The following is a 15,359-nucleotide window of genomic DNA, read 5'->3' as shown; positions in this document are numbered from 1 at the left end:
TGTATAAATTTTCTTGCAGAAAACTAAAGATTTGCATCTAAAAGATGCACGCAAGAAAATAGCTCTCTTTTTATCATGAATATAATTATAACGACAAGGACTATTTTCTTGTCGTTTTTATTTTATAAAGGAGGGATGTTTGATGTCGTTAATTCAGGTACAACACTTAACATTTGGTTATGAAGGAAGTTATGAACTTATTTTTGATGATGTTTCATTTTCATTAGATACTTCTTTTAAAACAGCATTGATTGGTCGCAATGCACGAGGAAAAACAACGCTTTTAAAGCTTTTGATGAAAGAGTATGATTATCAAGGTCAAATTATCATGAGTGAAGCATGCAGTTATTTTCCTTATACTATCAAAGATCCACAATTATTAACGATAGATATCTGTTATGAGATATGTCCAACACTAGAACAATGGGAACTTGAAAAAGAATTACACTTATTAGATATAGATGGCTTAGATGTCTTTTATCGACCGTTTGATACGCTATCTTATGGTGAACAGACGAAAGTATTATTGGCTATTCTTTTTTTAAAAAAGAATTCATTTTTATTAATTGATGAACCAACCAATCATTTGGATCAAAATTCTCGTGAACGCATTGCTAAGTATCTGCAAAGACAAAAAGGCTTTTTATTGGTTAGTCATGATCGTCATTTTATAGATAGCTGTTGTGATCATATTATGGCGATTAATCCAACAACGATTGATATTGTGAATGGAAATTTTTCTAGCTGGTATAATGATAAGACCAAAAAAGATGAAAGAGAAATGATGCTGAATAAAAAATTAAAGAAAGATATTGTAAAGATGGAAAAATCTAAACAACAAAAAGAAAATTGGGGGCATCAGATTGAAAAATCAAAAAGAGGAGCTGCTGATAAAGGCTATGTAGGCCATATGGCAGCAAAAATGATGAAGCGTTCTAAAAATATTGAAAAACGTCAAATTCAGGCTATTGAAGAAAAAAAGAAGCTTTTAAAGGATATAGAGGAATATGATGATTTAAAAATAAATTGTTTAAAGTATTTTCAAAAACAACTTATTCAGTTTTCACATTTTTCATTGTTTTATCAACAAAAGACTGTTTTTCAGGATTTATCATTAACAATCTGTCAAGGTGATCGTGTGTTATTAAAGGGACCAAATGGTTGTGGAAAATCAAGTCTGATTCATTTTTTATTAGGAGAGAAGATTAATCATAAAGGTGATTTTCATTGTGGCAGTCAACTGAAAATTTCCTATGTTCCTCAGGATTGTACATTTTTAAAAGGGAATTTGAATGATTGGATTCAAAAGTATGGAGCAGATCAGACAATGGTAAAGACTTTACTTAGAAAATTGGGATTTTCACGTTCACATTTTGATATCGCATTAGAAAATTTGAGCCAGGGTCAAAAGAAAAAAATCATGTTAGCTATTTCACTGGCAACCTCGGCCCATTTATATATATGGGATGAACCTTTAAATTATATTGATATTTTCTCACGTATCCAACTTGAAAATGCAATTTTAACTTATCAGCCTACTTTGTTGTTTGTTGAACATGATCAATATTTTCAACAGACCATTGCTACGAAAATAATGGATTTTCAAGAACTGGTTTGACAAATAATGTGTATCCATATACAATAAAAGACAAAGGAGAACACAGATGAAAAATTTAGTTGTTACAGATAGAGATATTTCAACTGACTTTTTTCAAAATTCAGTTATTGTGAATTTAAATAATATTCATTATTCAACATGTACAGGAGGATTATCTTGTTTAAAATGTGAGGGTTCCTGCTATTTTAAAGATGATATGAGTATTATTTCTAAATGGACAAATGATTGTCAGTTGATTATATATATTACAAGGGTGAAATATGGATGCTTTGATATTCCTTTTAAAAAGATGCTAGAAAGACTGGTCGTTAATCATGAGCCTTATTATACAATGGTGGATGGGGAAACCTGTCATTTGGGGTTAAGTCAGTTGCGTAAAAAATTATTGGTGATTGGATATGGTCAGGCAACAGATGCAGAAAAGAAGCTGTTTAAAGACATTTTAGATGATTCAACACTTGGTTTTTCTTATTCATCTGTTGATGCTTATTTTTGTGAAGAAGATGAGCTAGATGAAGTTTTGCGTACGTTTGGAGGTGTTGATCTTGGCTAAAATATTATTATTGAATTCGGGATTGAAACATACTCAAACATTTATGAAACCTTTTTTATCAAGATTAGAAGTTTATCTTGATGATCGTTGTGATTGTTTAGATGTTCGTTATGTATCGACCTTTGATGAACGTACTTTTTTTCAATATGATCAGGTTATTTTTCTTTTCTTCATTGCGCTTGATTCTATACCATCTTCAACATTAGAAATTTTTGAACGTCTAGAGTCACAGCCAAAAGGACCTACTGAAATTTATGCATTGATTGCTTGTGATGAATATGAACCTGAAAAATGTGATATTTCAGAGAAGATTTTACAAAATTGGTGTCAAAGAGAGCAATTACATTATAAGGGCAGCTTAAAAATTGGATCAGCACTTTTTATTATGAAGACGATTTCGCGTTTTGTTGTGTCTAATGAAATGAAGCGCCTTTCTGATGCTATTATTCATCATCAGGATTTTTATAGCAAGACAACAATGTTAACAGATCGTATTTTTATGAAAAAAGCAAATCAGTATTGGAATAAAGAAGTTAAGAAAATGAATAAGTTAAAACGAAAAAGACAAAAGCGTTAATGTGCTTTTGTCTTTTTTTATGAATGAGATTCTAAAATTTGCTTAATATAGTCTAAGGGTAAACGTAAGCGATGAGCAAGTTCTTCATAAGAAAAACCTTGACTCACTAATCTTTTGATAATTTTACGCATACTCTCTCCCACCTCGATAATATGACCATCCGGATCATAGAAACGGACAACTCTTTGTCCCCATGTGCCTTCTTTTGGGGGATGTAGTAAAGTCACATGATATTGGTCTAAAACTAACATAAAAGCATCAATATCTTCTGTTTCAAAGGATAATTCCACTGCATGATTAACCATCATAATATCTTGATCAGTTTTGTGAATGAGATCTTTCCAGATTTCTTTTGATTGAAGAACGATACCAGATGACAATGTGACTGAACCATGAAAATCTAATAAAACTTTTAATCCTAGAACTTGTTTGTAGAATTTTTTAGATTGTTCTAGATTATTGACAATTAAAACAGTATTTTTAAGTTTCATAATATCCTTCCTTTTCACTATGTTTCATTCTACCATAAAAACATGAACTTTTTTTTATCTTTTTGTAATTTGTTCTAAATAAAAAAAGAAATTCATATATTGATGTGTGAGAAGGAGGAAGTCTATGCAGACAATAGATATATTAAAAGATATTGGAAAAAGATGTGATGGTGACATCTATTTAGGGGTTGTTGGACCAGTCAGGGTGGGGAAATCATCATTTATTAAGCGTTTTATGGAAAAAGCTGTTATACCATATATTGATAATCCAGACGCTAAAATACGTGCTACTGATGAATTACCCCAATCTGGTGAAGGAAAAATGATTATGACTGTTGAACCTAAATTTGTTCCTAATCAGGCTGCTCACATTCAAATAGAAGATAATTTGGGAGTCAATATTCGTCTTGTTGATTGTGTGGGTTATGTCATAGATGGAGCGAAAGGTTATCAGGATGAGCAAGGTATTCGTTATGTCAAAACACCATGGTATTTAGAAGCTATTCCTTTTGATGAGGCTGCGAAAATAGGGACACAAAAAGTGATACAGGATCATTCAACGATTGGGATTGTCATGACTTGTGATGGCTCTATTTGTGAAATACCTGGAGCAGATTATGTACAGGCAACAGATGATGTGATTCGTGAACTTAAAGAAATTGGGAAACCATTTGTGATTGTTGTCAATTCAAAAGATCCACAAAGCCTACAGTGTAATCAGCTTGTTGAAGATTTGAAAGAGAAACATGATGTTCCTGTTATGGCATTAAGGGTAACTGAAATGAATGAGGAAGATATAACGCATTTATTAAAAGAAGCATTATATGAATTTCCAATTCATGAAGTTAAAATTGAAGTTCCTCGCTGGATAGCTTTAATGGATTCATCTCATTGGTTAAAACAGACATTGGATGAGTCATTAGAAAAATCATTATTAGAGATTCATCGTTTTAGAGATGTAGAAAAAATAGCAACGCATATGAGTGAATTTGATTTTATTCGCAAAGCTTATCTTTCATCTATTGATACATCTTCTTCATCAGCAACTTTACGTATTCAAGAAAGAAATGGTCTATATCAGGAAATATTAAATGAAATTTTGGGACAGGAAAAATTCGATGCGGCATTATTTTTAAAACAGGTACAGGATTTGAAACAGATGAGTCAGGAGTATCAGGCTTATCAAAATGCCATTAGAATGGTTAAACAGACAGGATATGGATATGCTTTACCTTTAATGGATGATATAGAATTAAGTGAACCTGAAGTGATTAAACAGGGACCACGTTATGGAATGAAACTTGTTTCAACAGCATCAACTATTCATATGATTAAGGTTGATATAGAGTCTACATTTGAACCTATTATTGGATCGAAAGAACAGGCAGAAGCATTTATTCAATATTTACAAAGTCATGGTGAAAATAATAAAGAAGCTATCTTTGATTGTGACGTTTTTGGACGTAAATTGGGTGATTTGATTAATGAAGGTATGCGTGTGAAATTAGCTTCTATGAATGAAACCGCTTGTATTAGAGTGCATGATATTTTAAGTAAAATTGTAAACAAAGGGAAGTCAAATGTGATTGCAATAGTTTTATAAATTTGTTATTGCGCTTAGGTTTTTGAAATGTTATACTACTACTTAGATTTAAGTAGGAGGCAGTATAAAAAATGAATAAAAAAGAGCTTATTGATATCGTTTCACTAAAAAAAGATTTAACAAAAAAGGATGCTGAAGCGTTAGTAGATACAGTTTTTGATACAATGATTGAAAGTATTTTAAATGGGGATAAAGTGCTTATTTCTGGATTTGGAACTTTTAAAGTGAATAATCGAAAAGAACGTAAAGGTGTAAGTCCTAAAACAAAAGAAGCAATGATTATCCCAGCTAGTAAAACTGTTTCATTTAAGCCAAGCAATAGATTAAAAGATGCAATGAATTAATTGCATCTTTTTTGACATACTGAGTTAACATAATGGGTATATTATAATTATTGAGGTGATGAAAAAATGTTTTTTCCGTTTTATGGAGTTTACTATAATAGCTATTATATGATTGGAACAATCTTTGTTATTTTGGCTGCTATATTGGCCTTATGGGCACAAATGAAAGTCACATCTACATATAGTCGTTATAAAAAGATAGCTAATATGCGTGGTATAAGTGGGGCACAGGTGGCAAGAGAAATATTGGATAGTGAGGGATTATATGATATTCAGATTTATGAAGTGAAAGGTCAATTAAGTGATCATTATAATCCTGGTCGCAAGACAATTAATCTTTCCAGTGATATTTATCATGGAACTTCTATAGCTTCTTTAGCTGTAGCAGCACATGAATGTGGACATGCCATTCAGTATAAAGAAAAATATATTCCTATTTCATTAAGAAATGCTATTTTACCAATTGCGAATGTTGGACAGTATTTAGGATGGATTGCCATCTTTATTGGGTTGATTCTTGGTCAAACAGACATTGCCTGGATTGGTTTTATTGCAATGTGTGGAATCTTGGCTTTCCAGCTGGTGACTCTCCCAGTAGAGTTCAATGCATCTTCTCGAGCACTTTCTATTTTAAAAACACGTTACTTAACGACTTTGGAATATGATGGTGCTAAGAAAATGCTATCAGCTGCAGCCATGACTTATGTTGCGGCTTTGATTTCAACATTAATGAGTATGTTAAGAATATTTTTGATTATTTTAGGTAATTCAAGAGATGAGTAAAGACCAGTGATGGTCTTTTCATTTTTGTTTTGCATTTTAGACTTTTTGTTATATAATAGAAACACTGGAGGTGGACAGATTGAAAAAACATACATTTATTATTTCAGTTGTTGTGTTAGTTATTATTTTAGCAGTTGTTTCTTTTTATATGTTATTTGTTCATGTTCCATATTATCAATATCATCATCAACTTGATGAAATTAGAAATGAAATTTGTGAAACAAATCAATATGAATATGATGATTATTTTAGTGAATATCGTGGTAAAGAAACTTATTATATTGTCAAAGTGAAAATAAATGGTGTTGAATCTTATGTGGCATATAATAAGGATTTAAAACTGGTAGATACTTATCAAGGTGAAGTGGCTGATGAAGCAGTTGTCCAAAAAGCTATTCAAGATAAATATCAGGTCAATATAGAAAGTATGGAAATTGGTTATGAAAATGAACGATTTGTATATTATGGACGTTACCAGGATGAGCAATCTTTGTTATATGTATATTATGATTTGGCAACTGGAGAATTTATAAAAGCAGTAAGGCTAGGAGAATAATATGGATGAATTATTAGATTATCGTTGTGTTGATTTTCAGAAGTTATTGATTTTAAAGTCTAAACAACTGCATATTTCTGATCAGGAGTGTTATGTACTATTGTTGATTATGACTTTAGATGATATAGGAGTTAAACCTATTACACCATCACAAATTTCACGTATTTGTTCTTTATCACTTCGAAAGATTGATGATATTTTGATGTCATTGGTTGATAAACATTGGATTTCAAGACAACATGGTTCATTAAATCTCAAGCCTTTACAAAAAATGTTGTTAAATCAACCAACTCAAACAGAAAGCCAGGATATTGATTTGGTTAGTATTTTTGAAGATGCCTTTGGACGTAGTTTAAGTCAAAGAGAAGTACAGTTAATTAATTCTTTAAAGTGTCAGGGCTTTGATGATGAAATGATTGTTGATGCTTTAAATGAGTCAGTGAAATCAGGTGTTATTACTTTTCGTTATATCGAAAAAGTATTGGATAACTGGGCACGTTATGGCGTTACAAAGCGCTATGCTCCTGCAAAGCCACAAACAAGTCATAATGAGGTTGAACAAAGTATAAAGGATTATAAATGGTGGGAAGAAAATGAATAAGGAAAGAGTCAAACGTATTTTAGATGTTTTTGATGAGATGTATCCAGATGCTAAATGTGAATTGGTTCATCATAATGAATTAGAATTGTTAATTGCAGTCATGTTATCTGCTCAAACAACAGATGCGAGTGTGAATAAATTAACAGAACAGTTATTTCAAAAATATCAAAGTGTTGAAGATTATGCGAAAGCCCCTTTATCGCAATTAGAAAATGATTTACGTACTATTGGTCTTTATCGAAATAAAGCGAAAAATGTCAAAGCAATGGCGCAAAAACTCATTGATGATTTTGATGGTCAGGTTCCTTGTGATCATGAAGCCTTACAGACATTGCCAGGGGTAGGGCGTAAAACAGCGAATGTCGTTATATCAGAAGGATTTAAAGTGCCTGCTATTGCAGTGGATACACATGTAGAACGTATTTCAAAAAGGCTTGGTTTTGCTTTTAAGAAAGATTCAGTTTTGGTGGTTGAACAAAAGCTACAAAAAGCTATACCTCAAGAAAGATGGATTAAAACGCATCATCAAATGATTTTCTTTGGTAGATATCATTGTAAATCTATAAATCCTGATTGTCAGCATTGTTCACTCATTGATATATGTAAAGAGCCTAAAAGAAAAAAATATTTAAATATAGAAAAAGACTGAAAACTCATTGTTGAGAATTCAGTCTTATTTTTTATTGCGTTGGAGTTTGTGTCGGTGTTGTAGGCTGAGTTGGGTCAGGTTGTTGTGTTTGACTTGTGGTCATGAATGAATCAGTACCAAGAGTCACAGTTTGACCATCAGCTTGTGTATGTGTAAATGTGACAGAATAAGTTGTTCCAGCGGATAATTGACTAAATGTGATTGTACCACTTTGTTGAAGTGTTTGATTTGTTCCATTTAACGAAGCTGTAATGGAAGTTCCAGAAGGGACAGTGACCTGATATGTAACTGAACTTTCTGTTAATGCAGTACGTGTATAGCTTGCAGGCGTTGTGTCTTCTACTGTGATTGTTTGTGAAATCTTATTAGAAGTTCCATTGCCACTTTCAAAAGCATAGTATCCTGTTACAGTATATGTACCAGGTGATAATGTGTAATTTATTGTTCCAGTGGCACTATTTAAAGTTTCACTATGAACAACATTACCAGAGGCATCTGTAATATCAACTTTATAAACAACTTTTCCATATAATTGATTAATATTACCTAGATATGGAAGTGTGTAACTATTTCCACCAGCTGTATATGTTTTTGTAGGTGTTGCATCTTCTGTCATGCTCTTTGGATCATATTCAGTGAATGTGACATTGAGCTTATCATCAGCAAGTTCAGCTGTAAAAGATGACAGATTATTTAAACTAGAACCATTTGCACTACCACTAGGTGTATTGTTCTTTTTGAATAAACCAGAAACAACACGATTATCAGGCACACCTTCACCTGGAGTCACATATGGATAAATACCTGATACACAGCTTGCTTTTACTAATCCAGATGGTTGAGAAGGATATGAATTTTTCATACCATCTTCATGTAAGAATTTGGCAATCATCGTTGCGATATTATTGGAATCGCGATTGCTTTTTGTATAATAACCTTCTTTTTGATCTTTAGCATTATAACCTGTCCAGACACTCCATGTATAATCTGGAGAAAAAGCTGATAACCAGGCATCTTTATTTTGACCACGAATTTTTTCATTAACACTTGTATCATCAGCATGGTTAGAAGTTCCTGATTTAGCACCAATCTGATAACCTAAATTTAACATACTATACATTCCTGTTCCAGATTTGACATAGTCAGTCATGATATCACGAATCATATAAGCTGATTCTTCAGAAAGGGCTTGTGTTTTTTCTTCTTGATATTTTTGATCAATTTCAATAACTTCACCAGTTGTTAATAATTCGATTTTTTGAACTGTATGAGGTTCAATATAAGTTCCACCATTCGCAATGACAGCATAGGCACCAGCTTCAGATTCAGGAGTGACACCTTGTCGCCATGCTCCAATTGCATAACCAATGTCAACTGATTCGCCTTCCATATCAAATCCCAAGCTTTCAAGATATTGAGTTGCACCATCAATACCAATACCATCACCAACATCATTACCATTACAATCTTTTCCAGTAATGACTTCACTAAATGTTTGTAAAGCAGCAGCATTCCATGAATTGCTTAAGGCACTTGAAATAGAAATATCACCATTATATTTTCTTCCGTTCCAGTTACTAGGAACAAAACCATTTGCATATTCATAAGGAACATCATGGACATAATGGGCTGTTGAATAATCTAAGAATTCAAATGCAGCAGCATATGAAATTAAAGGTTTTAATGAAGAACCAGGCTGGTTCTTTTGACCATAGCTTGCACCTGTTTGAGATGCATATGCATATGTTGTCCCTAAAGGTGTATAATCACGTCCACTTAAAACACCGACAATACGTCCTGTTGTGGATTCTTGAATAACAGCACCCACTTGAATTCTTGAATCCTGAAAATCATATGTTTCACCACTTGCAATATCATCTAATTGTTTTTGAACATCAGTATCAATATATGTATAGATACGCATAGGTGTTTCATATGGATCATAACCAGTTGTTTCCTGAACTTCACGAATGACTTTATCAGCATATGCCTGATATTGTCCGCTTGTTGAAATTGGATTTGATTTCAATGTATTTTCAACTGGAATAGCTTTTGTAGCTTCACATTCTTCTTCAGATATATAACCATGCTGTAACATTAAATCCAAGATTGTATCACGACGTTGTTGTGCTAAATCTAGATTTCTAAAAGGGTCATATCTGTTTGGAGAGTTTAAAGTACCCGCTAACAAAGCCGCTTCTGGTAATGTTAAGTTTTGTACTGATTTATCAAAATAATATCTTGAAGCTGCATAAATTCCAACTGTTTGAGGACCATATCCAAAATAAATTTTATTTAAATAGAGTTCAAGAACTTCTTCTTTTGAAATTTGAGAAGTTGCTTCGATTGAAAGAATAATTTCACCAATTTTTCTTTCAATTGTTTGTTCCTCATCAGGATAGTATGACTTTTTAATTAACTGTTGAGTAATTGTTGAACCACCAGCTGTAATACCACCTGCAGCAATATTACCTACTAAAGCTTTGACAATACGAGGAACATCAAACCCGTTATGTTCAAAAAAACGTGAATCTTCAGCAGCTACAACAGCATCAATCATTACTTGAGGAATGTCATTGTAACTGACATTTTTTTGAACACCACCACGAGCAACGGAAAACCACTCTTCACCGTCTGTTGTACATAAAACAGAAGATTCATCAGAAGTGAGTTTTTCCTTTGAAAAGCCTTCTACCTGTTTGAAAATCCCAAATCCCAAATACATACCAGCAGAAGTAATCATAACCGCAACAATTAAACAAACAACTTTAATAATTCGTCTTTTTTGTTTTTTGTTTTCTGTTTTGGTAGATTTTTTTCGGTTTATTTTTTTCATCATTCATCCTCCTTAAAATACCAATCGTCAACAACTTTTAAATAATCTAATCTTGGTTGATAGCCTTGGGGTATCAGATGTCCAAGATTTTTGATTTTTTCATATGTTATTGATTTTCGCTGGGAATGATAATAATCATTAATGATATGACTTGCGTCAATTAAGTATACCTCATTTAATGAGGTAAATGCAATAATAACAAAAGCAATCCCTCCATGATTGATGATTTTTTGTAGATGATCAATCTGATGTTTTGAAATATTTGCAAAAGGAAAGGTCTTGACTTTTGTTTCTTTAGCTTCAAAATCCACATATTTCCCACGATAAAGTCCATTATAGTCTGTGGTTGAAGGTGTTTTATAATAAGCTTCTACAATTTTAGCGGCTTCACGTCTGGGATAGTCAACTTTGACAATTTGAATAGGCGTTGGCTTTTTATAAATAACCGCAATATCATGTGAAAGATAATATTGATTCGATAATGTAATATCTTCTTCCAATGACATTCCACGATGAGCTGTATAATGTTTTTTATCGTGCGTTGATAATGTTGAAGATTGCCAGCTGCGTTTCATATTAGGGTAATTAACCATAATTATATCCTTTCATTGATTTACCATGTTATTATAACATATATTTTTCCCATCTTGTCTAATTTGTGTGTAAAATCATCTTTTTTTAAAAATATCTTGCATTTATAATTGTTTTTTGTGAAAATATGGAAGAGGAAAGGTGATGGATATGGCAAATAAAATACAGTTAAGTCCAAAAAAAATTTTAAACAAACATTTTCAAATAGATTTTAAGGGTTATAGTGCAACCGAAGTAGATTATTTTTTAGATACAGTTGTTGAAGATTATGAAACATTTGCGCAAATGTTGAATGAATCTTATGAACAGATTGAAAATCTACAAAAAGAAAACGAAGCTTTAAAAATGAAAATAGCAAATATGGAAAGAGAACATTTGATTCAACAGGATAATTTACGTTCTATGGAAGAAAATCTTTCATCTAATGTAGATTTGTTAAAAAGAATCTCTAATTTAGAAAAAGAAGTTTATAAAAATAAATAATGATTGCTTTTTTTTGCGATTTTGAGTAAAATATGCATGCTCATGAGAACCGATTGCTAGAAATAGAGGAAAGTCCGGGCATCCACAATCTGCGATGATTGTAGTGTTTGTACTGCATCTAATAAATGCAGGTAGCATCTTGCTAACGACAGACCTAAGACCTAAACCGTCAGGCATGGTTGATAAGTCATAAAGTGCCACAGAAACAATGTCTTTTGAAAAAAAGAGTGAAAAGCGGTAAACTCTGCAAGGATGAAACCCAAATTTTGGTAGGGGAGCTTCATAGAGGGAATTGAACTGATATGAAGATGTGTTATACACATAGATAAATAATCGGTTGAAAAACAGAACTCGGCTTATCAGAATGAGCAATTTTGTCGATAGAAATGTCGACTTTTTTTCTACCTAAAATAAAAATATTTATTTTTTTGACAGGAAATTATATAGATATAGGATAAAATTCATAACTTGTTCATAAATTCATAAAATAATAGTGTTGGTATTGTAAAAATAACTATTTTATGGTTTAATATGATTATTATTGAAGGTACATTTTCTGGAAATAAGGAGGTATTTTTTTGGATAATTTAGGTCAAAATATTCGTCAAAAAAGAGAAAAGAAACAAATGACGATAGAAGATTTATCAGCAAAAACAAAAATTTCAGTCGCTGTTTTAAGAGATATAGAAAATGGGAAATTTGATCGCTATAAAGGTGATGAAGCTTATGTAAAGATGTACCTCAAAAAAATCTCACAAGCTTTAGAGATGGATGGAGAACAGTTAACAGAGCAATATATAGAATTAACTCGTGAAATTGAGTTGGAAGAATTAAAGGAAAAAGAAATACAGGAAGATCATAATGAAGAAATTGTGAATAAAGGGAAAAAATTCTCTTTTAAAGCACCTCAATTAACTAGAAAACCTTCTGTATATGAAGATAAATCGCATGTAACGATTATTCGTGCGGCTATTATTTTGGTTTTAGTGTGTCTGGTGATTGTCGTTATTTGGTTTGGATTTTATGCAACACGTACTCAAAGTGATGATCCAGCAAAACCTGATAATCAATTGACAGTAGAAGGAAATGTGGAAACAACACCTCCAGATAATCAGCCGTCAAATTCTGGAAATAATGGTAATCAATCACAAACAACACAAGGAACTGTAGAATTTACTAGAAATGATTTTTTAGATTATAATTTCAAATTGCCTGCAGATGCCCAAACATTTACATTGAAAGTTGAATATAATGCACCTTGTTGGGCACAAATGAGAGTCAATGATGAGATATATGATCAGTTTGTATCAAAAATTTATCATGAAAATGAAGATGGTGAAACTGAAACAGTAGAATTGACATTTAATGTAAGTGATTTTGAAAGTTTAGATTTACGTAATGGTAATAATAGAGGACATCGTTATTATATTAATAATCAGGAAATTCCATTAACTGATGAAGATATCAATACTAATCAAGATAGACCAGTAGATCTCATTTTAACATTAGAGAAGGAATAATATGAATTTACCTAATAAATTAACAACAATTCGTTTATTGAGTGTCCCATTATTTATTATTGTTTATTTGATACCATATCAATCATTAGGTATTGAGATACCTGTTTTTGATGTTTTATCAACATCATTATCTTTATTGGATATTATTTTATTTTTGATTTTTGCTTTATCAGCATTGACGGATTATTTAGATGGTTATATTGCACGAAAACAGCATTTGATTACGACTTTTGGAAAGTTTATTGATCCAATTGCTGATAAATTGATTGTCAATACGACTTTGTTATTGTTAGCTTCAACACATGATATTCATATCATTATTCCTATCATTATGATTTCAAGAGATATTATTGTTGATGCTATTCGTTTGGTTGCCAGCCAAAAGAATGTTGTTTTAGCGGCAAGTTATCTAGGAAAAGCAAAAACAATGACACAAATGATTGCTATTTGTTTGCTGTTATTGAATAATATTGTTTTTGCTGGTTTGCATATTCCAATGGATCAGATCATGATTTGGCTTGCAACATTGATTTCTTTTGTGAGTGGAGTAGACTATTTTATGAAAAATAGACAATATATCATGGAGAGTATGTAAAATGGAAGAATTAGCTCAATTATTAATACAAAGAAATATTTCGATAAGCAGTGTAGAGAGTTTTACAGTAGGTGGTTTTGCCAAAACAATTGGTAGTATTAGTGGCATTTCGGCTGTTTATCGAGGAACATTAGTGAGCTATCAGACACGTATTAAAAGAGATGTTTTGCATATTGATGAAAAAATTATTGATCAGTTTGGCGTTGTTTCTAAAGAAGTCGCAGGACTGATGGCCATTCAAGGACAAAAAATGTTTGATAGTGATGTATGCATTTCTTTTACTGGAAATGCAGGTCCATCAGCAATGGAAGGAAAACCAGTTGGTTTGATTTATATTGGTATTGCCTATGGTGAAAATATATATACTTTTTGTTATCGTCTTTCTGGCAGCCGTGATGATATTCAAAAACAGGCTATTTTGATAGGAATTGAAAAAATTTTAGAAATTTTGAAGTAATTTCATAAAAAAGTGTTGTATATAAATAGTAGGAGGAATATTTTATGGCAGAAAAGAAAGTGAAAAAAACAGAATCAGTTGATGATAAAAAAGAAAAAGCATTAACAGATGCCATTCATTTAATTGAAAAGCAGTTTGGTAAAGGGGCAATTATGAAATTAGGCGATCGTGTGGCAGTTGATATTGATGTGATTCCTACCGGTTCGTTAACACTGGATGCTGCACTTGGTATTGGTGGTTATCCCAAAGGACGTATTATTGAAATTTATGGTCCTGAATCAAGTGGGAAAACAACATTAACACTTCATGCGATAGCAGAAGTTCAAAAACAGGGAGGAAGAGCTGCTTTTATTGATGCAGAGCATGCTATTGATCCTATTTATGCGAGAAATTTAGGAGTGAATGTTGATGAACTGATTTTATCACAGCCTGATAGTGGAGAACAGGGGTTAGCTATTGCGGAAACTTTAGTAAAGAGTAATGCGATTGACTTGGTTGTTGTTGACTCAGTAGCGGCTTTGGTTCCACAAGTTGAACTTGATGGTGAAATGGGTGATAATTCAGTTGGTTTACAGGCGCGTATGATGTCTAAGGCTATGCGTCGTTTGTCTGGACTTATGAATAAAACATCATGTACAATTATTTTTATTAATCAGTTAAGAGAAAAAATTGGTGTTATGTATGGTAATCCTGAAACAACAACAGGAGGACGTGCCTTGAAGTTTTATGCTTCTGTGCGTATTGAAATCAGACGTAGTGAAGCTATCAAAAATGGTAGTGAGATTGTTGGAAATAAAGTCAATATTAAAGTTGTTAAAAACAAGGTTTCACCTCCATTTAAAACAACATCTGTGGATATCATTTATGGTAAAGGTATCGCAAGAGATGGTGAAATTATTGATTTGGCAGTTGCTCATGATATTATTGATAAATCAGGAGCATGGTATGCTTATCAAGGTGAAAAAATTGGTCAGGGTAGAGAAAATGTTAAAATTTTCTTAGCTGAACATCCTGATATCATGAATGAAATTGAAGAAAAAGTCAAAGCACAGATTTTTGCTCATGAAGAAGCTTAACCAATATAGTTTTCTATATTGGTTTT

At 32.1% G+C, this 15,359-nt stretch carries 17 protein-coding genes and 1 other RNA gene; 15 read left to right on the top strand and 3 right to left on the bottom strand.

The genetic code is table 11. The features are described 5' to 3' along the window. Positions 1-142: 142 nt before the first annotated feature. From abc-f to E0K96_RS07905, 3 genes are read left to right on the top strand one after another with little or no spacing between them, the layout of a single operon-like run. On the top strand, positions 143-1,618 hold the full coding sequence (gene abc-f / locus E0K96_RS07915; protein ID WP_168082426.1) for a ribosomal protection-like ABC-F family protein: 1,476 nt from the start codon (positions 143-145) through the stop codon (positions 1,616-1,618). A 46-nt stretch (positions 1,619-1,664) separates the two neighbouring features. Next, complete coding sequence (locus E0K96_RS07910; protein WP_087297582.1) at positions 1,665-2,171, top strand: hypothetical protein; 507 nt, start codon at positions 1,665-1,667, stop codon at positions 2,169-2,171. Next, positions 2,164-2,748, top strand: a complete 585-nt coding sequence (locus tag E0K96_RS07905) for a hypothetical protein (protein WP_168082424.1) — start codon at positions 2,164-2,166, stop codon at positions 2,746-2,748. Before E0K96_RS07910 ends, E0K96_RS07905 begins: the two co-directional genes overlap by 8 nt. Positions 2,749-2,765: 17 nt before the next feature. On the opposite strand, the gene E0K96_RS07900 is transcribed toward E0K96_RS07905, so the two are convergent. Next, entirely contained in the window at positions 2,766-3,239 is a 474-nt protein-coding gene (locus E0K96_RS07900; protein WP_087297580.1) for a VOC family protein, read from the bottom strand. Positions 3,240-3,363: 124 nt separating this feature from the next. On the opposite strand from E0K96_RS07900, the gene spoIVA reads away from it, so the two are divergent. The 6 genes from spoIVA (at position 3,364) to nth (ending at position 7,775) form a co-directional block, all read left to right on the top strand. Next, complete coding sequence (gene spoIVA, locus E0K96_RS07895) at positions 3,364-4,842, top strand: stage IV sporulation protein A (protein ID WP_087244187.1); 1,479 nt, start codon at positions 3,364-3,366, stop codon at positions 4,840-4,842. A 71-nt stretch (positions 4,843-4,913) separates the two neighbouring features. Beyond that, positions 4,914-5,186: an HU family DNA-binding protein gene (locus E0K96_RS07890; protein ID WP_087244188.1), complete on the top strand. Its 273-nt coding sequence runs from the start codon at positions 4,914-4,916 to the stop codon at positions 5,184-5,186. A 66-nt stretch (positions 5,187-5,252) separates the two neighbouring features. Then, positions 5,253-5,969: a zinc metallopeptidase gene (locus E0K96_RS07885; protein WP_087304870.1), complete on the top strand. Its 717-nt coding sequence runs from the start codon at positions 5,253-5,255 to the stop codon at positions 5,967-5,969. Positions 5,970-6,048: 79 nt separating this feature from the next. After that, positions 6,049-6,525, top strand: coding sequence for a hypothetical protein (locus tag E0K96_RS07880; protein ID WP_087244190.1), 477 nt, complete (start codon positions 6,049-6,051; stop codon positions 6,523-6,525). 1 nt (position 6,526) lies between these two features. Continuing rightward, positions 6,527-7,126, top strand: coding sequence for a DnaD domain protein (locus E0K96_RS07875; RefSeq protein ID WP_168082422.1), 600 nt, complete (start codon positions 6,527-6,529; stop codon positions 7,124-7,126). Beyond that, the gene (gene nth, locus E0K96_RS07870; protein ID WP_129737916.1) at positions 7,119-7,775 is read left to right on the top strand and encodes an endonuclease III; all 657 of its coding nucleotides are present in this window, start codon (positions 7,119-7,121) and stop codon (positions 7,773-7,775) included. The genes E0K96_RS07875 and nth overlap by 8 nt, the downstream gene beginning before the upstream one ends. Positions 7,776-7,806: 31 nt before the next feature. On the opposite strand, the gene E0K96_RS07865 is transcribed toward nth, so the two are convergent. Together E0K96_RS07865 and recU are read right to left on the bottom strand one after the other, a co-directional pair. Beyond that, entirely contained in the window at positions 7,807-10,611 is a 2,805-nt protein-coding gene (locus E0K96_RS07865; protein ID WP_240924471.1) for a transglycosylase domain-containing protein, read from the bottom strand. Continuing rightward, complete coding sequence (gene recU, locus E0K96_RS07860; RefSeq protein WP_087297574.1) at positions 10,611-11,204, bottom strand: Holliday junction resolvase RecU; 594 nt, start codon at positions 11,202-11,204, stop codon at positions 10,611-10,613. Before recU ends, E0K96_RS07865 begins: the two co-directional genes overlap by 1 nt. A gap of 148 nt (positions 11,205-11,352) precedes the next feature. Here recU and E0K96_RS07855 point away from each other — a divergent pair, with 148 nt between their 5' ends. The 6 genes from E0K96_RS07855 (at position 11,353) to recA (ending at position 15,333) form a co-directional block, all read left to right on the top strand. Beyond that, positions 11,353-11,685, top strand: a complete 333-nt coding sequence (locus tag E0K96_RS07855) for a DivIVA domain-containing protein (protein WP_168082418.1) — start codon at positions 11,353-11,355, stop codon at positions 11,683-11,685. A 40-nt stretch (positions 11,686-11,725) separates the two neighbouring features. Further along, positions 11,726-12,047, top strand: an RNA gene (rnpB, locus tag E0K96_RS07850) — RNase P RNA component class B. Between the two features lie 216 nt (positions 12,048-12,263). After that, a complete protein-coding gene (locus tag E0K96_RS07845; protein WP_087297573.1) occupies positions 12,264-13,205 on the top strand; it encodes a helix-turn-helix domain-containing protein in 942 nt (313 codons plus the stop codon). A 1-nt stretch (position 13,206) separates the two neighbouring features. Continuing rightward, the gene (gene pgsA / locus E0K96_RS07840) at positions 13,207-13,800 is read left to right on the top strand and encodes a CDP-diacylglycerol--glycerol-3-phosphate 3-phosphatidyltransferase (RefSeq protein ID WP_087244196.1); all 594 of its coding nucleotides are present in this window, start codon (positions 13,207-13,209) and stop codon (positions 13,798-13,800) included. Between the two features lies 1 nt (position 13,801). Beyond that, positions 13,802-14,257, top strand: coding sequence for a CinA family protein (locus tag E0K96_RS07835; protein WP_087244197.1), 456 nt, complete (start codon positions 13,802-13,804; stop codon positions 14,255-14,257). Between the two features lie 44 nt (positions 14,258-14,301). Further along, positions 14,302-15,333, top strand: coding sequence for a recombinase RecA (gene recA, locus E0K96_RS07830; RefSeq protein WP_168082416.1), 1,032 nt, complete (start codon positions 14,302-14,304; stop codon positions 15,331-15,333). Positions 15,334-15,359 lie beyond the last annotated feature (26 nt).

The organism is Massilimicrobiota sp. SW1139, from assembly GCF_012027715.1.
Taxonomy (GTDB): Bacteria; Bacillota_I; Bacilli_A; order Erysipelotrichales; family Coprobacillaceae; genus Allocoprobacillus; species Allocoprobacillus merdigallinarum.
This window is presented reverse-complemented; position numbering and strand designations above follow the sequence as displayed.